This window comes from Ruegeria sp. YKSF57 (assembly GCF_059612585.1).
The window spans coordinates 13,937-37,139 of record NZ_JBXWQW010000043.1 but is presented as its reverse complement, the minus strand read 5'-3'; the positions used below and the strand labels follow the sequence as shown (position 1 = coordinate 37,139).

General features: G+C 58.2%; 34 protein-coding genes and 1 pseudogene. 30 read left to right on the top strand and 5 right to left on the bottom strand.

What is annotated here, in order from left to right; translation table 11 throughout:
- The 12 genes and pseudogenes from AC2FLX_RS17105 to AC2FLX_RS17050 all read left to right on the top strand — a co-directional run.
- Window positions 1–262: pseudogene (locus AC2FLX_RS17105) on the top strand (50S ribosomal protein L3); the annotation flags it as partial.
- Window positions 259–876, top strand: a complete 618-nt coding sequence (gene rplD, locus AC2FLX_RS17100) for a 50S ribosomal protein L4 (RefSeq protein WP_480750430.1) — start codon at window positions 259–261, stop codon at window positions 874–876. The pseudogene AC2FLX_RS17105 and the gene rplD, both read left to right, overlap by 4 nt.
- On the top strand, window positions 873–1,169 hold the full coding sequence (locus AC2FLX_RS17095) for a 50S ribosomal protein L23 (protein ID WP_008757532.1): 297 nt from the start codon (window positions 873–875) through the stop codon (window positions 1,167–1,169). Before rplD ends, AC2FLX_RS17095 begins: the two co-directional genes overlap by 4 nt.
- 148 nt (window positions 1,170–1,317) lie before the next feature.
- A complete protein-coding gene (locus AC2FLX_RS17090; protein WP_496811375.1) occupies window positions 1,318–2,256 on the top strand; it encodes a hypothetical protein in 939 nt (312 codons plus the stop codon).
- 1 nt (window position 2,257) lies between these two features.
- Window positions 2,258–2,791, top strand: coding sequence for a hypothetical protein (locus AC2FLX_RS17085; RefSeq protein ID WP_496811374.1), 534 nt, complete (start codon window positions 2,258–2,260; stop codon window positions 2,789–2,791).
- A 199-nt stretch (window positions 2,792–2,990) separates the two neighbouring features.
- Window positions 2,991–3,833: a 50S ribosomal protein L2 gene (rplB, locus tag AC2FLX_RS17080; RefSeq protein WP_480750426.1), complete on the top strand. Its 843-nt coding sequence runs from the start codon at window positions 2,991–2,993 to the stop codon at window positions 3,831–3,833.
- Between the two features lie 3 nt (window positions 3,834–3,836).
- A complete protein-coding gene (gene rpsS, locus AC2FLX_RS17075; RefSeq protein ID WP_005980699.1) occupies window positions 3,837–4,115 on the top strand; it encodes a 30S ribosomal protein S19 in 279 nt (92 codons plus the stop codon).
- A gap of 3 nt (window positions 4,116–4,118) precedes the next feature.
- The gene (rplV, locus tag AC2FLX_RS17070; protein ID WP_480750425.1) at window positions 4,119–4,499 is read left to right on the top strand and encodes a 50S ribosomal protein L22; all 381 of its coding nucleotides are present in this window, start codon (window positions 4,119–4,121) and stop codon (window positions 4,497–4,499) included.
- Window positions 4,499–5,209, top strand: coding sequence for a 30S ribosomal protein S3 (gene rpsC, locus AC2FLX_RS17065; protein WP_480603196.1), 711 nt, complete (start codon window positions 4,499–4,501; stop codon window positions 5,207–5,209). The genes rplV and rpsC overlap by 1 nt, the downstream gene beginning before the upstream one ends.
- Before the next feature lie 12 nt (window positions 5,210–5,221).
- A complete protein-coding gene (gene rplP / locus AC2FLX_RS17060; protein WP_480750424.1) occupies window positions 5,222–5,635 on the top strand; it encodes a 50S ribosomal protein L16 in 414 nt (137 codons plus the stop codon).
- A gap of 176 nt (window positions 5,636–5,811) precedes the next feature.
- Entirely contained in the window at window positions 5,812–6,291 is a 480-nt protein-coding gene (locus AC2FLX_RS17055; RefSeq protein ID WP_496811373.1) for a YHS domain-containing (seleno)protein, read from the top strand.
- A gap of 67 nt (window positions 6,292–6,358) precedes the next feature.
- Window positions 6,359–6,691 carry a DUF6614 family protein gene (locus AC2FLX_RS17050; RefSeq protein WP_496811372.1) on the top strand — a complete coding sequence of 111 codons (333 nt, stop codon included), beginning with the start codon at window positions 6,359–6,361 and terminating at the stop codon, window positions 6,689–6,691.
- A 64-nt stretch (window positions 6,692–6,755) separates the two neighbouring features.
- Here AC2FLX_RS17050 and AC2FLX_RS17045 read toward each other — a convergent pair whose 3' ends face one another.
- Window positions 6,756–7,982: an adenylate/guanylate cyclase domain-containing protein gene (locus tag AC2FLX_RS17045; RefSeq protein WP_480750421.1), complete on the bottom strand. Its 1,227-nt coding sequence runs from the start codon at window positions 7,980–7,982 to the stop codon at window positions 6,756–6,758.
- A gap of 124 nt (window positions 7,983–8,106) precedes the next feature.
- Between AC2FLX_RS17045 and AC2FLX_RS17040 the strand changes: the two genes are divergently transcribed.
- Together AC2FLX_RS17040 and AC2FLX_RS17035 are read left to right on the top strand one after the other, a co-directional pair.
- Entirely contained in the window at window positions 8,107–8,727 is a 621-nt protein-coding gene (locus tag AC2FLX_RS17040; protein WP_496807243.1) for a 2OG-Fe(II) oxygenase family protein, read from the top strand.
- Window positions 8,728–8,864: 137 nt separating this feature from the next.
- The gene (locus AC2FLX_RS17035; protein ID WP_496811371.1) at window positions 8,865–9,368 is read left to right on the top strand and encodes a hypothetical protein; all 504 of its coding nucleotides are present in this window, start codon (window positions 8,865–8,867) and stop codon (window positions 9,366–9,368) included.
- Window positions 9,369–9,410: 42 nt separating this feature from the next.
- Here the strand turns inward: AC2FLX_RS17035 and AC2FLX_RS17030 are convergent, their stop codons facing one another.
- Window positions 9,411–10,514 (bottom strand): alpha/beta hydrolase, encoded by a 1,104-nt coding sequence (locus AC2FLX_RS17030; protein WP_480750418.1) that lies wholly within the window; start codon window positions 10,512–10,514, stop codon window positions 9,411–9,413.
- Between the two features lie 182 nt (window positions 10,515–10,696).
- On the opposite strand from AC2FLX_RS17030, the gene AC2FLX_RS17025 reads away from it, so the two are divergent.
- From AC2FLX_RS17025 to rpmD, 12 genes are all read left to right on the top strand, one after another.
- Window positions 10,697–11,119 carry an ester cyclase gene (locus AC2FLX_RS17025; RefSeq protein ID WP_480750417.1) on the top strand — a complete coding sequence of 141 codons (423 nt, stop codon included), beginning with the start codon at window positions 10,697–10,699 and terminating at the stop codon, window positions 11,117–11,119.
- 200 nt (window positions 11,120–11,319) lie between these two features.
- Window positions 11,320–11,526, top strand: coding sequence for a 50S ribosomal protein L29 (gene rpmC, locus AC2FLX_RS17020; protein WP_480750416.1), 207 nt, complete (start codon window positions 11,320–11,322; stop codon window positions 11,524–11,526).
- A gap of 4 nt (window positions 11,527–11,530) precedes the next feature.
- Window positions 11,531–11,761 carry a 30S ribosomal protein S17 gene (gene rpsQ / locus AC2FLX_RS17015; protein ID WP_171179753.1) on the top strand — a complete coding sequence of 77 codons (231 nt, stop codon included), beginning with the start codon at window positions 11,531–11,533 and terminating at the stop codon, window positions 11,759–11,761.
- A 76-nt stretch (window positions 11,762–11,837) separates the two neighbouring features.
- Window positions 11,838–12,206, top strand: coding sequence for a 50S ribosomal protein L14 (rplN, locus tag AC2FLX_RS17010; protein WP_005621870.1), 369 nt, complete (start codon window positions 11,838–11,840; stop codon window positions 12,204–12,206).
- Between the two features lie 2 nt (window positions 12,207–12,208).
- Window positions 12,209–12,520, top strand: a complete 312-nt coding sequence (gene rplX, locus AC2FLX_RS17005; protein ID WP_480750415.1) for a 50S ribosomal protein L24 — start codon at window positions 12,209–12,211, stop codon at window positions 12,518–12,520.
- Window positions 12,513–13,073: a 50S ribosomal protein L5 gene (gene rplE, locus AC2FLX_RS17000; protein ID WP_496748097.1), complete on the top strand. Its 561-nt coding sequence runs from the start codon at window positions 12,513–12,515 to the stop codon at window positions 13,071–13,073. Before rplX ends, rplE begins: the two co-directional genes overlap by 8 nt.
- 19 nt (window positions 13,074–13,092) lie before the next feature.
- Window positions 13,093–13,398 (top strand): 30S ribosomal protein S14, encoded by a 306-nt coding sequence (rpsN, locus tag AC2FLX_RS16995; protein ID WP_496748099.1) that lies wholly within the window; start codon window positions 13,093–13,095, stop codon window positions 13,396–13,398.
- A 13-nt stretch (window positions 13,399–13,411) separates the two neighbouring features.
- The gene (gene rpsH, locus AC2FLX_RS16990) at window positions 13,412–13,804 is read left to right on the top strand and encodes a 30S ribosomal protein S8 (RefSeq protein WP_480750412.1); all 393 of its coding nucleotides are present in this window, start codon (window positions 13,412–13,414) and stop codon (window positions 13,802–13,804) included.
- Between the two features lie 11 nt (window positions 13,805–13,815).
- Window positions 13,816–14,349 carry a 50S ribosomal protein L6 gene (rplF, locus tag AC2FLX_RS16985; protein WP_480750411.1) on the top strand — a complete coding sequence of 178 codons (534 nt, stop codon included), beginning with the start codon at window positions 13,816–13,818 and terminating at the stop codon, window positions 14,347–14,349.
- 11 nt (window positions 14,350–14,360) lie between these two features.
- Window positions 14,361–14,720: a 50S ribosomal protein L18 gene (gene rplR, locus AC2FLX_RS16980; RefSeq protein ID WP_480750410.1), complete on the top strand. Its 360-nt coding sequence runs from the start codon at window positions 14,361–14,363 to the stop codon at window positions 14,718–14,720.
- A gap of 186 nt (window positions 14,721–14,906) precedes the next feature.
- The gene (gene rpsE, locus AC2FLX_RS16975) at window positions 14,907–15,488 is read left to right on the top strand and encodes a 30S ribosomal protein S5 (RefSeq protein ID WP_480750409.1); all 582 of its coding nucleotides are present in this window, start codon (window positions 14,907–14,909) and stop codon (window positions 15,486–15,488) included.
- A gap of 12 nt (window positions 15,489–15,500) precedes the next feature.
- A complete protein-coding gene (rpmD, locus tag AC2FLX_RS16970) occupies window positions 15,501–15,689 on the top strand; it encodes a 50S ribosomal protein L30 (protein WP_113791481.1) in 189 nt (62 codons plus the stop codon).
- Between the two features lie 87 nt (window positions 15,690–15,776).
- Here rpmD and AC2FLX_RS16965 read toward each other — a convergent pair whose 3' ends face one another.
- The 3 genes from AC2FLX_RS16965 to AC2FLX_RS16955 are packed head-to-tail and all read right to left on the bottom strand — an operon-like array spanning window position 15,777 to window position 18,767.
- Window positions 15,777–16,802 carry an adenylate/guanylate cyclase domain-containing protein gene (locus AC2FLX_RS16965; RefSeq protein WP_496810970.1) on the bottom strand — a complete coding sequence of 342 codons (1,026 nt, stop codon included), beginning with the start codon at window positions 16,800–16,802 and terminating at the stop codon, window positions 15,777–15,779.
- Window positions 16,799–17,173 (bottom strand): response regulator, encoded by a 375-nt coding sequence (locus tag AC2FLX_RS16960; protein ID WP_480750407.1) that lies wholly within the window; start codon window positions 17,171–17,173, stop codon window positions 16,799–16,801. The genes AC2FLX_RS16965 and AC2FLX_RS16960 overlap by 4 nt, the downstream gene beginning before the upstream one ends.
- A 1-nt stretch (window position 17,174) precedes the next feature.
- Entirely contained in the window at window positions 17,175–18,767 is a 1,593-nt protein-coding gene (locus AC2FLX_RS16955) for a sensor histidine kinase (RefSeq protein WP_496748105.1), read from the bottom strand.
- A gap of 249 nt (window positions 18,768–19,016) precedes the next feature.
- Between AC2FLX_RS16955 and AC2FLX_RS16950 the strand changes: the two genes are divergently transcribed.
- The 4 genes from AC2FLX_RS16950 (at window position 19,017) to AC2FLX_RS16935 (ending at window position 23,132) form a co-directional block, all read left to right on the top strand.
- Window positions 19,017–20,171 (top strand): MFS transporter, encoded by a 1,155-nt coding sequence (locus AC2FLX_RS16950; protein WP_496810971.1) that lies wholly within the window; start codon window positions 19,017–19,019, stop codon window positions 20,169–20,171.
- A 325-nt stretch (window positions 20,172–20,496) separates the two neighbouring features.
- Window positions 20,497–21,456 (top strand): adenylate/guanylate cyclase domain-containing protein, encoded by a 960-nt coding sequence (locus AC2FLX_RS16945; RefSeq protein ID WP_480750405.1) that lies wholly within the window; start codon window positions 20,497–20,499, stop codon window positions 21,454–21,456.
- Window positions 21,457–21,698: 242 nt separating this feature from the next.
- Window positions 21,699–21,914, top strand: coding sequence for a DUF1127 domain-containing protein (locus tag AC2FLX_RS16940; RefSeq protein WP_480750404.1), 216 nt, complete (start codon window positions 21,699–21,701; stop codon window positions 21,912–21,914).
- A gap of 156 nt (window positions 21,915–22,070) precedes the next feature.
- A complete protein-coding gene (locus AC2FLX_RS16935; RefSeq protein ID WP_496810972.1) occupies window positions 22,071–23,132 on the top strand; it encodes a homoserine O-acetyltransferase family protein in 1,062 nt (353 codons plus the stop codon).
- Window positions 23,133–23,203: the final 71 nt, after the last annotated feature.

Here is a 23,203-nt window from a genome sequence, read left to right as displayed (position 1 = left end):
GGTGTTCAAAGGCAAGAAGATGGCCGGTCACATGGGTGCTGCCCGTGTTACCACCCAGAACCTCGAAGTGGTGAAAACCGATGCCGAGCGCGGCCTCGTCTTCATCAAGGGTGCCGTTCCGGGCCCGAAGTCGGGCTGGGTCACCGTCAAGGACGCCGTCAAGAAGAAAGCGCCCGAAGGCCTGCCGTTCCCGGCTGCGCTGAAAGGTGCCGCAACCGAAGCACCGGCGGAAGAAGCGCCCGCGGAAGGTGGTGAAGCATGAAACTTGATGTAATCAAACTGGACGGCGGCAAGGCAGGCGACATCGAACTGTCCGAAGACCTGTTCGGCCTGGAGCCGCGCGCGGACATCCTGCACCGTGTGGTCCGTTGGCAGCGCAACAACGCGCAGGCCGGCACCCACAAGGTCAAGACCCGCTCGGAAACCAGCTACTCGACCAAGAAGATCTATCGCCAGAAGGGCACCGGTGGCGCACGCCATGGTGACCGCAACGCGCCGATCTTCCGCAAGGGTGGCATCTACAAGGGTCCGACCCCGCGTTCGCACGGCCACGACCTGCCCAAGAAGTTCCGCAAGCTTGGCCTGCGCCACGCTCTGTCGGCCAAAGCCAAGGCAGGTGAACTGGTCGTGATCGAAGACGCCGCATCCGAGGGCAAGACCGCCGCTCTGGCCAAGCAGGTTGCAAACCTGGGCTGGAAGCGCGCTCTGGTCATCGACGGCGCCACCGTGAACGAAGGGTTCGCCCGCGCAGCCCGCAACATCGAAGGCCTGGATATCCTGCCGTCGATGGGCGCAAACGTCTATGACATCCTCAAGCGTGACACCCTGGTGCTCACCAAAGCGGCTGTCGAAGCACTGGAGGCTCGACTGAAATGAGTGCCAAGGCAGAACATTACGACGTGATCCGCAAGCCGATCATCACCGAAAAGTCGACCATGGCATCTGAGAATGGCGCGGTTGTCTTTGAAGTGGCGATCGACAGCAACAAGCCGCAGATCAAAGAGGCCGTCGAGGCGCTGTTTGGTGTGAAGGTCAAGGCGGTGAACACCACCGTGACCAAAGGCAAGGTCAAGCGGTTCCGCGGCCAGCTGGGTCGTCGGAAAGACGTCAAAAAAGCCTATGTGACCCTGGAAGAGGGTAACACCATCGACGTGTCCACCGGTCTCTGACCGAACCTGTCTTTGGAGAGAGATAAAAGCCCTCGCGAAAGCGGGGGTTTTTTTGTGTCACCTTGACATCAAATCAACCTATGGTTCATTAGCACGCGATAAGTTTCGCGCATCTAACGCGCGAAACACAAATTGAAGGGCAACGGATTTGGCAAGGCAAAAGAAGGTACTGGAGTACCGACGCGCACGTTTTTTGGATGACAGCCATAATTTGGAGCAGTTGGCTCGACAGGCTTGGGAACAATTTGGCACTCAAGCTGAGCGCACGATTACATATAGTGATGATAGGTCGACATCTGGCTTGAGATCTCGTGACTGTCTAGGAAATGGATTTGCCGTGCATTGCGGTCGTTACATTGACGGACAGGGTGTTGGTACGATCCCAACGCTACCAGCCCCGGAAGTAGAGATCGGCGAGCGGCCCCCCGAGCCAGGTGAGAACTTCCTTAACTCGGATTTGATGGCGTTAATTCGTGGGAACCATGTTCTTTGTATGAACTGTGGGCGCAACGCCGGTTCGCTCCGTATCTTTTTCCAACAGCTGTTTCGAAAAGCGGGTTTTCCGGATGGGACCAGACAATTCGAACTGGCGCGAATTGGCAGTCCCGACAAGTTGGCGATTATCGAAAAATTCGGGGTTAAGTCCGTCGATTTGGCGGTCGATATTTCTGATGCAGCCTCCGTCGAGTTGATAGACGACGAAGGCGGGCAAGGGTACTGGCATTCAATAAAGAGAAAAATAGGCGAAACTCTAAGCGCGGTGACAGCGAAGGATGACTCCGTAGAGCAGTTGCGAAATGCCGAAAAAGGCTCAGTTAAAGTTTCGATTAGTGTTCCCAAAGGCGACTTGGAGAGCGCGAAACATGGCTTAGATGACTTTGCAGGCGAATTGATGGAAGATGAAGAGGCCGAAGGATTTGTAATTCATCTTCGAGATGGTGGCGGGACGATTAAGCCCAACGAGGTTTCGGTTAGGAAAGAGGTTAGGTTGGAAGCTGCCGCAAATTCCGTGAGCGTTTATCAGGCTTGGGATGCGATGGAGATTTACATGGCAGAACTTGAGGAGAGCGGCCAGTTAGAGGCATAGCGTGGGTTGGTTGAAGCAAACAGATTGGTTGAGGCTAGTTAAGCTGATCGGCGCGCTCGGCGTTGCCGCGTTTGTAGGCATTCGTTTCCAACCGATGGTTTCTAACAATCCTGACGCGGTGAATACCGTCGTCACTATCTTCTCTATCCTCGCAGGTTTTCTGATTGCGGTGATCACTTTCATAGCTGAGCCGACTTTGCAGCAGGCTAAAGATTGGGAAGAACTGCAAAAAATGAAGAAGACCGTCCGGCGAAAGCTGTTCCGTCAGAAGCTCCTGTTCTTTTTGTACCTTTTGACGCTCGGGATAGCGTTGGCAATGTATCTTACTCCTTCCTGTATGGTTGATTTGCTTAAGTGGTTGCAGGCCGTTTTTCTTGGTCTGGCAACTTTTGTGTTCTTAGCGTCTTTCTCACTTCCGGGTTCCCTAATGGCGATGCAGATGGAAAGATATGAAGCTGCCTTAGAAGACTCGCGACCAAAAGTGATCACTGAGGCTAAAAAAGCGGCGAAAAAGGCGAGTAAAAAATCGAGTTAGCGCAAAGTACCGATTGCTTAGCCTATAGACACCCATCCCCAACACTGCTACATGCTCCCAATCTTGCGGCCTCGGATTCGTTCCGGGGCCTCTGATATTTGAAACCGGGGACCTTCGGGGCCCTATACCCTTGGCACCTACGGGGGCCTATCACATAGCGGGGAACATCCCTGCACTTGCTAAACGGAAGACAGAAAGCATGGCACTCAAGTCGTACAAGCCGACGACGCCGGGCCAGCGCGGGCTGGTGCTGATCGACCGTTCGGAGCTTTGGAAAGGACGTCCGGTCAAGTCTCTCACAGAGGGTTTGACCAAATCGGGCGGCCGGAACAACACCGGACGGATCACTTCACGCCGCCGCGGCGGTGGCGCAAAGCGTCTCTACCGGATCGTTGACTTCAAACGGAACAAATTTGATGTCGCGGCAACCGTCGAGCGGATCGAATATGACCCGAACCGGACCGCGTTCATCGCGCTGATCAAATACGCAGACGGCGAGCAGGCCTATATCCTCGCTCCGCAGCGTCTTGCCGTTGGTGATCAGGTCGTGGCATCCGCCAAGGCCGACATCAAGCCCGGCAACGCAATGCCGTTCTCGGGCATGCCGATTGGTACCATTGTCCACAACATCGAGATGAAGCCCGGCAAGGGCGGTCAGATCGCACGTGCCGCCGGTACTTACGCTCAGTTCGTTGGCCGCGATGGCGGCTATGCCCAGATCCGTCTGAGCTCGGGCGAACTGCGCATGGTCCGTCAGGAATGCATGGCCACCGTCGGTGCCGTGTCCAACCCCGACAACAGCAACCAGAACTACGGCAAAGCCGGCCGCATGCGCCACAAGGGCATCCGTCCGTCGGTTCGCGGTGTCGCCATGAACCCGATCGACCACCCGCACGGTGGTGGTGAGGGCCGCACCTCGGGTGGCCGTACACCGGTAACCCCATGGGGCAAGGACACCAAGGGTAAGCGTACCCGCAACAAGAACAAAGCGTCCCAGAAGCTGATCATCCGCTCGCGGCACGCCAAGAAGAAGGGACGTTAATCCATGTCTCGCTCTGTTTGGAAGGGTCCTTTCGTCGACGCTTACGTGCTGAAAAAAGCCGAAGCTGCGCGTGAATCGGGCCGCAACGAAGTCATCAAGATCTGGTCGCGTCGTTCCACCATCCTGCCCCAGTTCGTGGGTCTGACCTTTGGTGTGTACAACGGCCAGAAACATATCCCCGTCAACGTCTCGGAAGACATGATCGGTCAGAAGTTCGGTGAATACTCGCCGACCCGCACCTATTATGGCCATGCCGCTGACAAAAAAGCGAAGCGGAAGTAAGTCATGGGCAAGGAAAAGAACCCCCGCCGCGTGGCCGAAAACGAAGCAATGGCGAAAACCCGCATGCTTCGGACCAGCCCGCAGAAACTGAACCTGGTTGCAGCGATGATCCGCGGCAAGAAAGTCGAGAAGGCCCTGACCGACCTGACTTTCTCGAACAAGCGTGTCGCGCAGGATGTGAAGAAATGCCTTCAGTCCGCCATCGCCAACGCCGAGAACAACCACAACCTGGACGTCGATGAACTGATCGTCGCCGAGGCCTATGTGGGCAAGAACCTGGTCATGAAACGCGGTCGCCCGCGCGCCCGTGGCCGTTACGGCAAGATCATGAAGCCGTTCTCGGAGATCACCATCAAGGTGCGTCAAGTTGAGGAGCAAGCCTAATGGGACATAAAGTCAATCCGATCGGCATGCGCCTTCAGGTCAACCGCACCTGGGACAGCCGCTGGTACGCAGATACCAAGGACTACGGCGATCTTCTGCTGGAAGACCTCAAGATCCGCGAATTCATCCAGAAAGAGTGCAAGCAGGCCGGCGTGGCCCGTGTGATCATCGAACGCCCGCACAAGAAGTGCCGCGTCACGATCCACACCGCACGTCCGGGTGTCATCATCGGCAAGAAAGGCGCCGACATCGAGGTTCTGCGCAAGAAACTGGCGGCGATGACCGACAGCGAACTGCACCTGAACATCGTCGAAGTGCGCAAGCCCGAGCTTGACGCGCAGCTGGTTGCCGAGTCGATCGCTCAGCAGCTCGAGCGCCGCGTCTCGTTCCGCCGCGCGATGAAACGGGCCGTGCAGAACGCCATGCGCATGGGCGCCCTGGGTATCCGGGTGAACGTCGCCGGTCGTCTGGGTGGTGCCGAAATCGCACGGACCGAATGGTACCGCGAAGGTCGCGTTCCGCTGCACACGCTGCGTGCCGACATCGATTACGCACTTGCCGAAGCTTCGACCCCTTACGGGATCATCGGAATCAAGGTCTGGATCTTCAAAGGTGAGATCATGGAACACGATCCGCAGGCACGTGACCGTAAAGCACAGGAACTCCAGGACGGCCCTGCACCTCGTGGTGCTGGTGGCGGTCGTCGCTAAGGAGGATTTGAGATGCTTCAACCAAAGCGCACAAAATTCCGCAAGATGTTCAAAGGCCGGATCAAGGGCGAAGCCAAGGGCGGCTCTGATCTGAACTTTGGCACCTACGGTCTCAAAGCTCTCGAGCCCGAGCGTGTAACCGCACGCCAGATCGAAGCTGCACGTCGTGCCATGACCCGTCACATGAAACGTCAGGGCCGTGTCTGGATCCGGATCTTCCCGGATACCCCGGTAACCTCCAAGCCGACCGAAGTCCGTATGGGTAAAGGTAAAGGCTCGGTGGATTTCTGGGCAGCCAAGGTCAAGCCGGGCCGTGTGATGTTCGAGATCGACGGTGTCAATGACGACATCGCTCGCGAGGCCCTGCGCCTGGCCGCGATGAAGCTGCCGATCAAGACCCGCGTCGTGGTTCGCGAAGACTGGTAAGATCAGGGCAAAGGCCCGATCTGTTACGAATTGACCCTGCCGGGAAACCGGCAGGGTTTTTCCTTTTTGGGCGCCAGGTACCTGCGCAACTCGATCTCCTGACGGCACCTTGCTGGCAAAATCGCGACGGTCATGGTTATCATCGTCAGGTCCGGGACCAACCGGCGAGGAAAACCATGATTTACCGCATCCAGCAAATATCTCGCAGCGCCGTCATCTTGTTGTTGGTTTCATTGCTTTGGGCGTTCTCGGCACCAAGGCTTTGGGCCGCGTCGCCAGAAATCAACCTGGGCCATTTCAACGGTCTGGCGATGAACGGCTATGACGTCATGACCTTTTGGAACGGCGGCAACCCGCAAAAGGGCGATCCCGAAATATCCACCGAATACAAAGATGCCACATGGGTTTTTCTGAGCGAAGGTAACCGGCGGGAATTTCTGACCGATCCCGACAAGTACGCGCCGCAATACGGCGGATATTGTGCCTATGCTGCCAGCCTGAACGCCGTGGCCGATGTCGATCCGTTTGCATGGCGGATCTGGAACGACAAGCTGTACCTCAACTACAGCCCACGGGTGCGGCGCATCTGGGCCAGCGATATCGATGAAAACATCCAGAAGGCAGATGGCTTCTGGCCGGACTTGCTGAACCACTAGCTCTCAGCTGTCTATCGCTTTCGCTACCTATGATATGATGATGACGTTGCAATCATAGGGGGCAATCATGTTTCACATGCTGACATGCTTTAATCTGAAAAACGGCGTAACCATGCCGGACTTCAAATCCGAATACATGGATTTTATAGCGTATATGCAAAGTATCGGCTTGGTTGAGAAAACATCACCGATCGGCCAGCGAGACAGTGACACTATCATGGACAGTGACAGTGAGCGAGATCACGAATTCTTCGTTACGATGTCATTTCGTGATCGAGCCCAGGTTGATGCCGCAGTGGAGTTGTTGGCGACCCATACAGGCAAGTCCGAGACAAAACATCGCTCCGTATATTCTAAAGTGCGGGATCAGATCTTCATTTGTTGGAAGGACATGAACTGAGTTTGAAACGTCAAATAGCGCGATCGCCAGTTGGACTTGGCAAGACTCATGAATTGCCTCCGACTTACCGTGACACCGCGAATGTCTGCATCCGGCCTTTGCCCTTGATCTCCACATCACCCAACGGATCAACCTTCACGGCCTCGCCCAGACAGGCTCGGGTCGCCTCGGTGATCTGGATGATGCCGGGCTGGCCATGCGATTCCATGCGCGAGGCCACGTTCACGGTGTCGCCCCACAGATCATAGGCAAACTTCCGTTCACCGATCACACCGGCCACGACCGGCCCCGAACTGATGCCAATGCGCATGTTGAACGGGAAGTCGCCTGAATCGTTGATCTCCTGCGCCGCGTCGATCATGTCGAGCGCCAGCGCCACCATGGCCTGTGCGTGATCTTCACGCGGCTCCGGCAGACCCGCGACCACCATATAGGCGTCGCCGATTGTCTTGATCTTCTCGCAACCGTGCTTTTCGACCAGCGCATCAAATCGGGAAAACGCGGCGTTCAGGGTGCGCACGATTTCGGGCGGCGACAGCTTGTCCGAGGTTTCGGTGAAATTGACGATATCGGCAAACAGCACCGATACACTTGGATGTTCGTCGGCGATCAGGTGCGGATCGTTCTTAAGGCGCGCGGCAATGGGCTCGGGCAGAATGTTCAGCAAAAGGGTCTCGGCCCGCTCGTATTCCCGTTCCAGCTCTTTTTCGGCGCGCGCGGCGGCGGTTGCGTAAATCGCCGCGAACACACCGAGCATCGGAATGATCGGTGCCGTGTTGAATATGAAAAAGAACATGGTCCAGCCGTCCGCCAGCGGGCGCGCGGGTTGGGACAGGGTTCCATATATCCCGATGGCGACGAATGCCATCGCACTGATCACGCTGCCCACCAGCCGGCCACGCGGCCGTCCGTAGGGCAACATGGGAAACAGCAGCGTGGGCATGAACAGATAGCTCACAAAGAACGGCGCCAGCCCCATATAGTAGGTGCAGAGCGCCGCGTGGGTGGGGATCTCGACCAGAAACGTCAGCAGGGTGAGCCATTTGATGTCCCGCAGGGTCAGGGCGGCCCAACATCCGATGCCGATGAGCAGGGTGGAAAAAATGTTGAAAACCGCCATCACCGGCTGATCGGCGAACCAGAACAGAAGGATGAACGACCCGTGGGAAAACACCCCGATCGGAAACCCGGCACGGGCCAACCCGTACGCGCGCACCATCTCGCTGGATGACCCGGGCGGCGCCCGGCTTATCCAGCCTAGCAAGGCCGCTTGTCGTGTCTGGTACTCCATTCCCGACACCCCCCGTCAGCCACCATTTTCGGGTGCAAGGCGTTTGCCTGTCAATATTGACGCGCTCGCGAAAGCGCCCCATTTGCCTCTCGATCACCGGGCAGAGCTGGGATAAGAGGGCGTCATGGCCCAGATTGAATCGCTCTTCGTCACCCGTCTCTACCGCGCCGCCTTGTCGGAATTCGCCCCCCGGATCGACCCGGAGGAGCTGGAGAACTCCTGCCTTGTCATCGCCGAAGACGACGACGCCGGCCATGACTGGTGCGAACAAAACGGCTATCCCGGCTATACCTCCTATGCGTCGCTGACCGATCTGCCCTGGCGCTTCCCGATCTTCGCCGATCTGGTCAGGGTGCTGGATCAGCACGTCGCGGCCTTTGCAGCGGATCTGGAATTCGATCTGGATGACCGCGAACTCAAGCTCGAGGACCTGTGGATCAACATCCTGCCGCAGGGCGGGATGCATGCCAGCCACCTGCACCCGCATTCGGTGATCTCCGGCACCACCTATGTCTCGATGCCGCAAGGCGCCAGTGCTTTGAAACTCGAAGACCCGCGTTCAGGCCGCATGATGGCCGCCCCGGTCCGCCGCAAGGAGGCGCGGCGCGAGTTGCAGCCCTTCATCTACATGAAACCGCAGGTGGGCGATGTCCTGCTGTGGGAAAGCTGGCTGCGTCACGAAGTGCCGATGAACATGGCCGAGGATGAACGCATCAGCGTCAGCTTCAACTATCGCTGGGACTAGGCAGTTCCAAGCTCCCGTCGATTGATCAGGATCAAGCACGTCCGTGCCGGATCACGTTAGACTTTGCGCCAATGCATCGGCCCGGCAAGATGAGTCGGGTGGGCGTGCAGCACAACTGATTTGATCGGACACACGCCATGCTGGGCTTTGTCACGTTGGTTCTGGCGGCACTGGTCGCAGGCGCGACCGGCGCGATGGGGCAGGGGCTGGACCCGCACCGCATTTACGAAGAAAGCTGCGCAAGATGCCACGCCCCACATGCCGGCGATTTCGTGTGGGATGGGCTTGGCGAGTCCGGCGGCGTGCTGACCGGCGCCCGGTCGGGACGTCCGGTCGCGGCCTATCTGATGTCCGGGCATGGCGGTCTGTCACCGGACGAGGCAGAGGCCTTGCTGGCGCATTTCCGGCAGGTGCGCAATTCGGGCGGTGCGTTCATGGAAAAATGCCGGATTTGCCACGCAACGGCGGTGGAACTTGTGCGCGGTCACCTGATCATCGACAATGGCGCGCTGACGGGGCGGTATACCGGGCGCGACATCGCAACGTTCCTGACCGGTCACGGCAGGCTGACGCCGCAGCAGGCCGTGGATATGCTGGATGTCCTCACGCGTGTTGCCACAACGCAGGGTCTGGTGAAATAAATCGCCCCTGCCGCCACGCGGTCCGGGGTCGCGCATGCACCGTCAATCGAACACAATCGTGACCGGTATACCGGCCAGCATCTCTCCCAGATTGGACACCCGCGTCGCGCGGTCAAACTGGCCGTGGTTGTTCAGCCCGGTGCCCAGCAGTTGCACGATCTCCGGCGATCCGGCGAATTTCGAATGGCTGCCCGAGGTCGAGTCGTCGATCTCCGTCAGGTCGATTGCAACGACCCCAAGCTCGGCCAGCTCTTCGCTGTTGCTGGCCCCGACGCGCGGCACCCCACCCGCCAGTCTGCGCGAGAAGTTCAGCGCGCTGTCATCCTTGGACAGCAACACAAAAATGTCCTCGTCCAGATGGCCGATTTCCTGCAGTTGAATCCGGAACAGATCCATGTCGATATCGGGCGACGCCAGGGTCACGGTCTTTAGCCGCCTGGTATGGTTCAGCCTGCCCCGCTTTGCCGCGTCCACGATGGCCTCCATGGTCAGAAAGGCTCCCATGGAATGGGCAAAGATATCGTATCCGTCGGCATTGGTCCGCGACAGGATCGAGCCGATCTCTTCGACCTTGGGGCGTGCGATCAGCGCGCTGTTCAGGTCATAGACATATTTGGTGATTTTCGCGGCAGAGGCCCAGTCAAACAGAACCGGAACGCCGACATAATCTGAATCTTCGACAAACTGGGCAAGGCGCAGAACCGCATCGCTGGTGGTGTTGTTATAGCCATGGACAAAGAACAGGACATCGCGCCTGCCTGCGGGCAGCTTCGCAAGCTCTGCGTTCACGGCGCGAATGAACGCATCATCCGAGCCATAGATCTTGGGGTCGATGATCGCGAACTCCGTTCGCGGGTCGGGCGGCAACCGCTTGGCGCGTTCAAGATTGCCGGTCTGATGGATCGGGGGGATTGACACCTCGACCGAGGCCAGCCCCAGTTCCGGCGCGCGTTTGTCCGAATAAAGCGCTCCGACAACCTCCGACGCCTGACGGGTCGAGGCGATGAAAACCTGATGCTTTCTGGCGCTGCCAACAGATGCAACCGGGTTCTCGGGATTGTCGACACCGATCAGTTCCGGGGGGCGCGAGCAGGCGGCCAAAACCGCAAACACGGCAATCAGACCCAGCAGTTTAAGATATCTCACGGCACGCCCTCTCTCAAATTCGTCGTCACCCGCCTGCAATTCCGATGGCTTTTGCGGAAGAATTGTCAATGCGGTTTGGAATTCGATTTTCCCTGTTGGTATCCGGTCAACCGGAAACAGGCAATGTACAAGCGTCCACCTCGGTCTTCTGCTATGCTCGGGCAATCAGAGGAGTGACAGAGATGAAAGAGGCTGAACGCGTCGTCCGCCAATTCCACGAAAGCTGGGGGATGCGTGATCCCGACCGCGGTGCCGAGGTGATCGCGGATGATTGCCGGTTCGAGGATGTCGCCCGCGGCGAAACGCAACCGGGCAAGGCGGCGTACAAAGAGGATTACCTGCGCTGGCGCAAGGCCTTTCCGGACGGCGAATGCATCGTCGACAATGTCATCGTCAGCGACTGCGGCGAATGGGCAATTGTCGAATTTCACAACACCGGAACCCACACCGGCGTGCTGCATTCCAGCCTTGGCGATTTCCAGCCCACGGGCAAGCGATACGAAGTGCGCTATTGCTCTGTCATGCGGGTCAAGGATGGGAAGGTTGTCGAAGGTCGGGATTATTATGACAGCGCCACGATTGCGAAGCATTTGGGCCTGATGTAAAGAACGGCCGTGAAAGAGGCATTTTCTGCGCAATTTCTTTCCAAACTTTCCCTTGCCACCCACCCCCGAACCCCCTATAGAGCGGCATCCTGCGTGTCCCCCGGCCGAGTCGGGGGATTCGTATGTCTGTCATTCATCCACCAGGTCCAAGGTGACCCGTGTACGGGGCCTTCTGGTGTTTTGAGCAAAGGAAAAAGGCGATGAACGCCCAGGAACTACGTAACAAGACCCCGGACCAGCTCCGCGAGGAACTGGCCAACCTGAAGAAAGAAAGCTTCAACCTGCGCTTTCAACAGGCAACCGGTCAGCTGGAAAGCACTGCCGGCATCAAAGCGGCCCGCCGCAACGCTGCCCGCGTCAAGACCATTCTGAACGAAAAGGCCGCTGCCGCGGCATCCGAGGAGTAATCAGATGCCCAAGCGTATCCTGCAAGGCACCGTGACCAGCGACGCCAACGAACAGACCGTGACCGTTCTGGTCGAGCGCCGCTTCAAGCACCCGCTGCTGCACAAAACCGTTCGTAAGTCCAAGAAATACCGGGCTCACGACGAAAAGAACGCCTTCAAGGTCGGCGACACAGTCCGCATCATCGAATGCGCGCCGAAATCGAAGACGAAACGCTGGGAGGTTCTGGAGGCGTAAGCCACCGGAACTTTTCCTTTTGTCGAAACCCTGGGGGATTTAACAAGACCAGCCCCCACAGGTCGGGAGAAACCACATGATCCAGATGCAGACCAATCTGGATGTCGCTGACAACTCCGGCGCTCGCCGAGTTCAGTGCATCAAGGTCCTGGGTGGTTCCAAGCGTAAATACGCCTCCGTCGGCGACATCATTGTCGTCTCGGTGAAGGAAGCCATCCCGCGCGGCCGCGTGAAGAAAGGTGACGTCCGCAAGGCCGTCGTCGTGCGCACCGCCAAAGAAGTCCGTCGCGAAGACGGCACCGCGATCCGTTTCGATCGCAACGCCGCCGTTATCCTGAACAACAACAACGAGCCGGTCGGTACCCGTATCTTTGGCCCGGTTGTTCGCGAGCTGCGCGCAAAGAACTTCATGAAGATCATCTCGCTGGCTCCGGAGGTGCTGTAATCATGGCTGCTAAACTCCGCAAAGGCGACAAGGTCGTCGTGCTGGCCGGCAAGGACAAGGGCAAAGAGGGCACCATTACCTCGGTCGACCCGCAAGCCGGCAAAGCTGTTGTCGACGGCGTGAACATCGCCATCCGCCACACCCGCCAGTCGCAGACCGAGCAAGGCGGCCGCCTGCCCAAGGCACTGCCGATCGATCTGTCGAATCTGGCTCTGCTGGACAAGAACGGCAAGGCAACCCGCGTCGGCTTCCGTATGGAAGGTGACAAGAAGGTGCGCTTCGCCAAGACCACGGGGGACGTGATCGATGCTTGATGCTGCAACCTACACCCCGCGCCTCAAGGCCGACTACAAGAACCGCATTCGCGCGGCTCTGAAAGAAGAGTTCGGCTACAAGAACGAGATGATGATCCCCAAGCTGGAGAAGATCGTTCTGAACATCGGCTGCGGCGCCGAGGCCGTGAAAGACTCCAAGAAAGCCAAATCGGCTGTCGAGGATCTGACCGCCATCGCTGGCCAGCAGGCCATTTCGACCAAAGCGAAGAAGTCGATCGCTGGTTTCCGCGTCCGTGAAGACATGCCGCTGGGTGCGAAAGTGACCCTGCGCGGCGACCGGATGTACGAATTCCTGGATCGTCTGATCACCATCGCGATGCCTCGCGTGCGTGACTTCCGCGGTGTGAAACCCTCGTTCGATGGCCGTGGCAACTTTGCCATGGGCATGAAAGAGCACATCGTGTTCCCCGAGATCGACTTCGACAAGGTCGACGAGGTCTGGGGCATGGACATCGTAATTGCCACCACAGCGAAAACCGACGCTGAAGGCAAGGCACTGTTGAAGCTCTTCAACATGCCCTTCAACGCCTGAGCGCCGGGAGGAATAAGACATGGCTAAAAAAGCAATGATCGAGCGCGAGAAGAAGCGCGAGCGCCTGGTGGCACAATACGCCGCAAAGCGCGCCGAGCTGAAAGAAATCGCGAATGACGAAAGCAAGCCGATGGAAGAGCGCTTCAAGGCGCGTCTGAAACTGGCAAAACTGCCGCGCAACAGCTCGGCAACCCGTCTGCACAACCGTTGTCAGCTGACCGGTCGTCCGCACGCTTACTACCGTAAGCTCAAGGTCAGCCGGATCATGCTGCGCGAGCTGGGTTCTGCTGGTCAGATCCCCGGCATGGTGAAATCGAGCTGGTAAGGGAGAGAGTGATATGAACGATCCTATCGGCGATATGCTCACCCGTATCCGCAACGCGCAAATGCGCGGCAAGTCCACCGTGATCACTCCGGCGTCGAAACTGCGCGCCTGGGTTCTGGACGTGCTGGCGGACGAAGGTTACATCCGTGGCTATGAAAAGACGACCGGTGCAAACGGTCATCCGGCCATCGAAATCAGCCTGAAATACTACGAAGGCACCCCTGTCATTCGCGAACTCAAGCGGGTCTCAAAGCCCGGCCGTCGCGTGTACATGGGCGTCAATGACATCCCGCAGGTCCGTCAGGGTCTGGGTGTGTCGATTGTCAGCACTCCGAAAGGTGTGATGTCGGACCAGAACGCACGCTCCAACAATGTTGGCGGCGAAGTGCTCTGCACCGTCTTCTAAGGAGGTCTGCAATGTCTCGTATTGGTAAAAAACCGGTCGAGCTGCCCAGCGGCGTTTCCGCCTCTGTGTCCGGCCAGACCATCGAGGTGAAGGGTCCGAAAGGCACCCGCAGCTTCACCGCAACCGACGACGTGACCCTCTCGGTCGAAGACAACGTGGTCAAGATCGACCCGCGTGGGTCTTCCAAGCGTGCGCGCCAGCAGTGGGGCATGAGCCGCACCATGGTCGCCAATCTTGTGACCGGCGTGACCACCGGCTTCAAGAAAGAGCTGGAGATCCAGGGTGTTGGTTACCGGGCTCAGATGCAGGGCAACACCCTGAAACTGAACCTGGGTTACAGCCACGACGTCGATTTCACCGCGCCGGAAGGTGTCACAATCACCGCGCCGAAGCAGACCGAGATTGTTGTGGAAGGTATCGACCAGCAGCAGGTGGGCGAAGTGGCGGCCAAGATCCGCGACTGGCGCCGTCCCGAGCCGTACAAGGGCAAGGGCATCCGCTACAAGGGCGAGTTCATCTTCCGCAAGGAAGGCAAGAAGAAGTAAGGACGCATACCATGGCAAACAGCAAACGTACCCTGTTTCTGAAACGCCGCTTGCGCGTTCGGAACAAACTTCGCAAGGTCAACGCCGGGCGTCCGCGCCTCAGCGTGCACCGCTCGAACAAGAACATCAGCGTTCAGCTGATCGACGACGTTCGCGGCGTGACCCTGGCCTCTGCCTCTTCGCTCGAGAAAGATCTCGGCGTTGTCGGCAAGAACAACATCGAAGCGGCCACCAAGGTGGGCGCGGCCATCGCCGAGCGTGCCAAGAAGGCAGGCGTCGAAGAGGCCTATTTCGATCGTGGCGGCTTCCTGTTCCACGGCAAGGTGAAGGCTCTGGCCGACGCCGCGCGTGAAGGTGGTCTGAAGGTCTGATGGTGTGCCGGGCTGAAGCCCGGCCTACCTGATACGACGCCGTAGGCCGGGCTTCAGCCCGGCACCGGCACTTTGAAGGCGGGTCCGCCCGCCTCGATGATCGGGGAGCCCCGGAATGTCATTCGCGGGTTCACTTCGATTGAGTAATTGGCGCCGCAAGCGCCTCTAGAGAAAGGGATGCCGAAAATGGCAGAACGTGAAAACCGCCGGGGCAACCGTCGCGACCGCGAGGAAGCAGCTCCGGAATTCGCCGATCGTCTCGTTGCGATCAACCGCGTGTCGAAAACCGTAAAAGGTGGTAAGCGCTTCGGCTTCGCCGCTCTGGTGGTTGTCGGCGATCAGAAAGGCCGCGTCGGCTTTGGCAAGGGCAAGGCGAAAGAAGTGCCCGAGGCGATCCGCAAGGCAACTGAACAGGCCAAGCGTCAGATGATCCGCGTGCAGCTGCGCGAAGGTCGCACCCTGCACCACGACATCGAGGGCCGTCACGGCGCCGGTAAAGTCGTCATGCGCGCTGCGCCTGAAGGTACCGGTATCATCGCCGGTGGTCCGATGCGTGCCGTGTTCGAAATGCTGGGCGTCAAGGACGTTGTCTCCAAGTCGCTGGGCAGCACCAACCCCTACAACATGATCCGCGCCACCATCAACGGCCTGCAGAAAGAGCAGAGCCCGCGTTCGGTCGCCGCACGTCGTGGCAAAAAGGTTGCCGACATCCTGCCCAAGCGGGACGAAGCACCTGCAGCATCGGCGCAAGTCGCCGAAGAAGCGTAAGGAGACGTCAACATGGCTAAAACCATCGTCGTCAAGCAGATCGGCTCGCCGATCCGCCGCCCCGCCGAACAGCGCGCAACCCTGATCGGCCTGGGCCTGAACAAGATGCACAAGACCCGCGAGCTTGAGGACACCCCCTCGGTCCGTGGCATGGTCAACAAGATCCCGCATCTGGTCGAGATCATCGAAGAGCGCGACTAAGCCTCTCATCGATCCGAACAGAAAACGCCCTCGGTAAACCGGGGGCGTTTTCTTGTGTAAAGGCGCACATCCGTTCGGTGCCGCCCACTATGCCCCAAGCTTGTATGCTCTGACCGGGTTGGTCTTGCCCCGGACTTCCAGCGTCACCGGCTCAAGCCCGTGATCCGATCCGCACCCGGCCATCGTGGCCTCTGAGATCAGCAACCGGCTGTTCATCTGCTTGTTCATCTGCTGCAGCCGCGCCGCCAGGTTCACCGTGTCACCCAAAACCGTGTAATTCAGCCGGTTCATCGTATCGATATTCCCCGCCACGACATTTCCCGTCGCGACACCGATCCGCGCTGACAGCCTGTGCCCCTGAATGTCCTCGCCACCGAGGATGTCCAGTATCTCCAGCGCACATTCCACGCCACGCCGGGCATGATCCCCGGCCAGCAACGGCACATTGAACGTCACCAGCATGCCATCCCCGAAAAACTCGTTCACTGTTCCCTGACGGCTGTCGACCGCAGGCAGAACGGCGGAAAAGAACGCGGACAACACCGCCAGAACATCTGGTGGCACAAGCGTTTCGGCCAGCTGCGTGAACCCGGCAAGGTCGCAGAACATGACCGTCGCCTCGCATTGTACCGGCGCCAGCTGTCCGCCCTGTGCGACGATATCCTCTGCGACCCGTTCAGGAACGTATTTGCCAAACACGCGCCGCGTGATTTCAAGCTGCTCCGCCAGCATGTCCCGCAACCGCTTCTTTTCCAGCGCACCCGCCAGCCGCGCCTTGAGAAGCTTTTCGTTCACCGGCTTGAACAGGTAATCCTCGGCCCCCAGTTCCAGACTGCGGGTGACATGGTCCATATCGTCGAGCGCCGAAATGACAATGACCGGTATTTCGGCCAGACGCCCTTGGCTTTGCAACTCTTGCAGAACTTCCAGTCCCGAAACACCGGGCATCATCATGTCCAGCAGGACGGTATCAAAGCTGCCCTGCGCAAGCATCGCCAGCGCCTCGGCGCCGCTATACGCCTCTTCATAGACGTAGCCCAGATCGTCCAGTTCCTGACACAGCAGATCGACATTCAGGGGTTCGTCGTCGACGACCAGAATACGCGCGGTCAAGATGCTGACCGGGCGCAAAGGTGTTTCTCGATCACGCTCAACAGCTCTTCGTCATCCAGCGGTTTGCTCAGATAATCGTCAAACCCCGCCGCCAACGCATTGGCCCGGTCCCCCCGCATCGCATGCGATGTGACCGCGATGATCGGGATACGCGACAATTCCCCGTTGCCCTTGATCTGCTGCATTGCCTCGGTGCCGGTCATACCGGGCAGCGCGATATCCATCAGTATCAGGTCAGGTTTATGGCTCCGGGCCTGTGAAATCGCATCCGGCCCGTTGCGCGCGATCAACAGGTCATGGTCGTCTTCCAGCAACTGCTGCAGCAGGTCGACGTTCAGGCTGATATCATCCACGATCAGGATCTGCGCCATGTCATACCGCCTCGCGTTCTGCGGCGGCATAGATTTCCGGAACGGTCAGCACAAACGTCGACCCCTCTCCGAACGTGCTTTCCGCAACCAGATCGCCGCCCAGCAGGCGCGCCATCTTCCGCGAGATCGCCAGCCCCAGCCCGGTGCCGCCGTAACGCCGCGCCGTGTGCTGTTCCGCCTGGGTGAATTCGTCAAAAACCATGTTCAGATCATCCGGTCGCATCCCGATGCCGGTATCCCTCACACTAACACGTATCTGCCCGTTTTTCACCTCTGCCGCGATGCTGATCTGCCCGGCTTCGGTGAACTTGGCCGCGTTCGACAACAGGTTCAGCGTGATCTGGCGCAGCATTCCCTGATCCGAAGACGCCACCGGCAGGCTGTCGGGGATATCGGTGCCGACCTCGACAGGTTTTCCTTCAAGCATCGGATCGATCATCCGGGCACAGGATTTCAGAACCGGCGCCGCGTCAAAGGTTTCGGCATGAACGTCCAGCCGCCCCGCCTCGATCTTGGACAGATCCAGAATGCCGTTGATCAGCGACAGCAGTATCTCGGCGCTGGAGGCGACCTTTTCCAGGTTTCCCAACTGCTTTTCGGGCAGCACGTCGCGGCTTTTCCGCATGACGATACGGGTGAACCCGATGATCGCGTTCATCGGCGTGCGCAATTCATGAGACATGTTGGCCAGAAAATCCGACTTGTGCTGGTTGGCCGTCTCAAGCTCGGCATAGGCATCCCCCAGCCGTTGGATCGTTTCGTTCATATCCGCGCACAATTCCCCCAGTTCGTCGCGGTTCTCGACCTTCAGGCGGGTCGCGAAATCTCCGGCGGACAACCGGTCGAACGCGCCCTGCAGCGCGTGCACCGGCCGGATGATGGATGTGGAAATGGTCAGGCCCAGTACACCGGCAATCAGCGCCGCGATGGCCGAGGCGGCCAGGATGAGCGATCTGGACTGCTCAAAAGCGATCTGGTTTTCGGCCAGCACCCCGGCCAGTTCCCTTCGCCAGACCTGCTGCCAGTTATAGCTCGCACTCTTGATCGCAAAAGCCGCTTCCTTTAGCGCGGTTCGGTAAATTGCGTGCGCCGCGTCGGCATCGCCGTTGTTGCGCCTTGCATAGATTTCAATGCCTGCACGCAGGACCGCGCGCAGGTCGTCCACCGCGCCCATCAGTATGTCGCGCTCCTGTTCGCTCAGACTTGTGTTGCGGGTGATCTGTCTTGAAAACTCGGCAGCGTTATACAGGCCGTTGTTCGAAAAATTTCCAAGAGGTGACGTCTGGTTGGACGAAGCCCCGATGGCCCGCGAAAAAAGAAAATCCGCCGCGTTGAACCGCACTTCCTCCGACAGCTGTTCTATCGCTTCGAACAGAACCAGCTTCTCTTGCAATTGCGATGCGATCTCCAACCGGTCATGCGATTGTTTGAGCGCCGCAATGCCGACATAACAGATCAGTGCCATCATCAGCAGCGGCACAAAAAAGGCGCAGGTCAGCTTGGCGCGCAGTCCCGCGTTGATCCGGCCCGCAAGATTTGGCAGCCACGACAAGAGGTTCGCGCGTCCGCTCGCGGTTTCGACATAGACAGCCATATATTCACCCGTTCGTCAGCAGTACGGGCAAGCTTAGGGGCTGATTACCCATCCAACAACATTTCCATGGGTATGGTCGCGACGGTGACGAGCGCTCCCACATCGCGGAAGGCACCCAGATCAATCCCACGAAAATCTGAACTCACCCGGATTTCTGGAAATCTTTGCCGAATGCGGCATGCTACGGTTATCACAAAATGCCGGCGATGCATCTTTGCGGGCGCAAGTGTGCCTGCTTCGGAGCATCCTATGCAAAATCGCTGGATCATTCTGTTTGTGCTGTTCTTCGCACGAACAACCATGGCCTTTCAGTTCCAATCGGTTGCCGCACTTTCTCCGCTGATGATCGACAGCTTGTTGTTGTCCATTGTGGACATCGGATTGTTGATTGGGCTGTATCTCGGTCCGGGCGTCATTGTCGCAATTCTGGGAGGAACCGTTGCGTCTTCATTCGGCGACAAGCGCGTTGTCGTCGTGAGCCTCATTTTGATGCTCTTGGGGAGTGTATTGATTTTTCAGGCCAATTCGTTGTCTGCCCTTGTCGCAGGGCGCGTTATTTCGGGCGTCGGTGGCGTGGTCGTCAACGTCTTGATGACAAAGATGGTGATTGACTGGTTTGCAGGACGCCACCTGGCGACAGCAATGGCTGTATTCCTCAGCTCCTGGCCCTTGGGCATAGGCCTGGCGCTCGTCACCCTGCCCTGGCTCGCAGATCTGAGCGGACTTAGCGGGGCGTGGGCTGGGGTGTCGATGGTGATGGCCCTTGCACTTGCATCATTCTGGGCAATTTACAGCACCCCCGAAGGCGCGGTTGGACATGGGAAGGTCGCAGTCGTTGAATTGCCTTGGCTGCCTCTGACTCTTGCGGCCATGATCTGGGGTTTTTACAACGCCGCGCTCGCGATGGTCTTCGGTTTCGGTCCGATCATTCTGGCCAAAAGCGGACTTTCCGTTGTACAGGCAAGCACGGCCGCCGGCCTGTTCATGTTTGCGATTGTCATTGCCGCTCCGCTGGGGGGACGGATTGCCGACAGGTTGGGCCGCCGGGATACAGTTATTTTCTTCACCCTTGTTGCGGCAATAGTCCTCTTTCCGGCGATGCTGTTTCTAACGGCATCGACAGCCTGGATCGTCTATGGATTGGCCGGATTCTTGATCGGGCTTTCTCCGGGGCCGATTGTCAGCATGACTTCGCAGATACTTCCGCCACCTGCCCGGTCTTTTGGGACCGGTGTCTATTATTCAATGTATTACGCGGTCATGATGATCGCGCCTCCGATTGCAGGGGCAATCGCGGACCGGATAGAGAATGTCGGTGTCGCATTTCTCTTGGCGTCTGGAATGATGGGGGTCTGCATTATCTCCTTGATGGCATTTCGAAAATTTACCGCCACCACCACTTGAACGCAGGGCGGCAATCAGAGCGGATCCACCAATGACGGGCCGCATAAAAGCCCGGCTTATTGCGTAAGCGCAGCGAACAGGCAGAAATAGATTGAACGGTCCGCTCGCCATCAACAGTCTGTGCAAACAACAAAGCCCGTGTATGTTTTCAAGGGTATTACCGACCTCGCGCAAAGCAAGACGGGGATTCTCATCGCGCCTATCGCGAATCCCCCGATCCATGCCAAGCTTAGGGTCAGCGAGGGTAAAGTGGTGCAACGTTGCGGGGGTGCCGGGTGGAACGACAGGGATGCGCATATCCGGGATACCGGCAGGAGCGGCAAGGATGACCCGGCCGTCTTCCGAGCTCTTGGCCGTGTCACGCCGCTGGATCGACGCAATCCGGTACGGGCGGAAAACCGAGCTTAGCAACATGTTGTCCGACCGCAGCCACCTGCGTTTTATCGGCACGGGTGACGACGAATTGTGGGCGGGCGAGGCCGTGCGCCAGGGGATCGCGGATTTCTTCGGGGCCATTCCACCGTTCCTCAAACATGAAGAGACATTTGCCGAAGCCTTTGAAAATGGTGAAACCGGCTGGTCGAATTTCACACATGAACTCATTTTTGCCAATCAACCCGATCGGACATTTCACATACGGACCACCCTGATCTTCGCGCTCGAAGACGGCGTCTGGAAGATCGTTCTGCGCCACGGCTCGGTTCCGATCCCGAATATCGACTTCGTGGGAACCGAACAGACCGCCATCGCCGATCTTGTCGCAGCAGCGCGCAAGGATTTTTCGCTGCATCAAAGAGACGGCTTTGCCTCGATCATGTTCACCGATATCGTCAATTCGTCGCGCCTCGCGTCGGTGATGGGCGACCGTTTGTGGTCCTCCGAGGTGGCCCGGCACTTTGCCTCGCTCCGCACCATCATCGAAGACGCGAACGGCCAGTTCGTGAAATCGCTGGGCGACGGCACCATGTCCAGCTTTCCAGAGCCTGCTCAAGCCCTGCACGCTGCCCGGTCGATCCTGCAAGCGTCTGGGCAATCCGACGGGCCAGCCATCACCCTGCGGATCGGTATTCATACCGGCAGCGTGGTCCAGACCGACGATGATTTCTTTGGAACCGTTGTCAACAAGGCCGCCCGCATCGCAGCCCTTGCCGCGCCCGGCGAAATACAGGTTTCCGATACCACTCGCGATATGGTGGGAAAAGGGAACGATTTTCACTTTTCGGCGGCTGCAGCGGTGCAGCTGGAAGGGTTCGAGGGCGAACATGTCATCCACCGGCTGGAGTGACGAGGGTAACCGGTAACCGCCCAAAGCTTCGCCGTCCTCTGTCGTCAGACCCGTTGCAATCCGGGTATCGTCGCATTCCGGTGTCCAACCTCTAGTTTGCCCTGCCATGCAAAAAACGCAGACCGGCCAGACCAAAACGCCAATTGTTGGCGCAATCAGTCGTGCCTATCTGTCTGTGGTCCAAAACGGGAAATCAAACTTGCCGGGGAATACGCCCCGGGCTGAAAAAAGGAACACAACACATGGCACATACACTGAACATCTCGCATACCGGTCTCACGCTCGGCGGGCGCATCCGCGCCTTTGTCGAAGGCGTCAAACTGGCCCGCGCCCGCGCCTCCGAGTACAACCGTACCTATTCCGAACTGCAAAGCCTGACCGACCGCGAACTCAACGACATCGGCATTCGCCGCTGCGATATCGCGGACATCGCGCAAAAACACGTCTACTGCGTGTAACCCCAATACCACCCGAACAAAAAGCGCCCCGATCCGGGGCGCTTTTTTTGTTTGCTGCAGACTTTCAGAGATGGAACGCAATCCGGGCAATGACCGCGTTGCAAGCGTCAACTTTGAACCCAGTGGGGACATGGCGAAGCTCCAGGTTTTGGACCATTGTCCCGTTCCGTGGTAGAATTCCCGAAGTCAAAACGGGGTACGGCTATGCCGCAACATCAAACAGCAGAATTTCGATTACAGTCTGGCATTGTACTACCGCAACTGGATATCGCCTACGAATGCTACGGCAAGCTCGATGGCGATAAGTCCAATGCGGTTCTTGTCCACCACGGGACCACCAGCACCCATCATGCTGCCGGTCGAACGACGCCTGATTTGCGCGAGGGCTGGTGGGATAGCATCATCGGCCCGGGTAAGCTGCTCGACACAGATAAATACTGTGTAATATCGTCCAACATGCTCGGCTCGTCATACGGAACAACCGGACCCGCATCCATAAACCCAGAAAGCGACCACGTTTGGGGCGCCGATTTTCCCAAGATTTCGGTTGAGGATATGGTCCGAGCACAGAAAACACTGATCGACGCACTGGGCATTGAACAGCTTTATGCAGTAGCAGGCGGATCGGTCGGCGGTCTGCTGTCGTTCCAATGGGCCGTGACATACCCCGAAGCGATGCGTGGAATCATTGCTTGTGATTGCGGCCCCGTAAATCAGTTCGGAACAAGCGCAGCCTTGCCTGAACTTGTGGCGGAACTTCAGGCTGACCCCAACTGGAACGGAGGCCATTACGCGCAGGCGGGTGGCCTGACAGATGTGATGACACGCATCCGGACCAGAACATTGCTTTCCTACCAATTCATGGAAAAATTCAAAGGGCAGATGCCAAGGGGTGATATTGAAAAGCTGTTGAACGATACCTCTAGGGAGTGGGCCGAAGAGTTCGATCCGATGAGCCTTGTTGTTCTCAATTCAGCGATTGGGGAATTTGATGTCTCGGACAGGCTGGATCAAATACGCGCAAAATTCTTCTATGTCCTTTGTGATACCGATGAATTCTACCCGGCTTCGATGGGAGAAGGCGTTGCCAGGGAAATGCGGGCTGCAGGAGCGCAGGTGACTTTTCATGAGGTGAGCAGCCACATGGGGCATTACTCCACGTCCGTCGAGCCGGAAAAATGGGTGCCTCAGGCGAAGGCCTTTCTCGCCGGTTTGTAATCTCAGTGTTTAATTGGCTGTGATTGGCGGAGGTCCGCTTCGTCCGCATCACCGAAGCCCGACAATTGGCT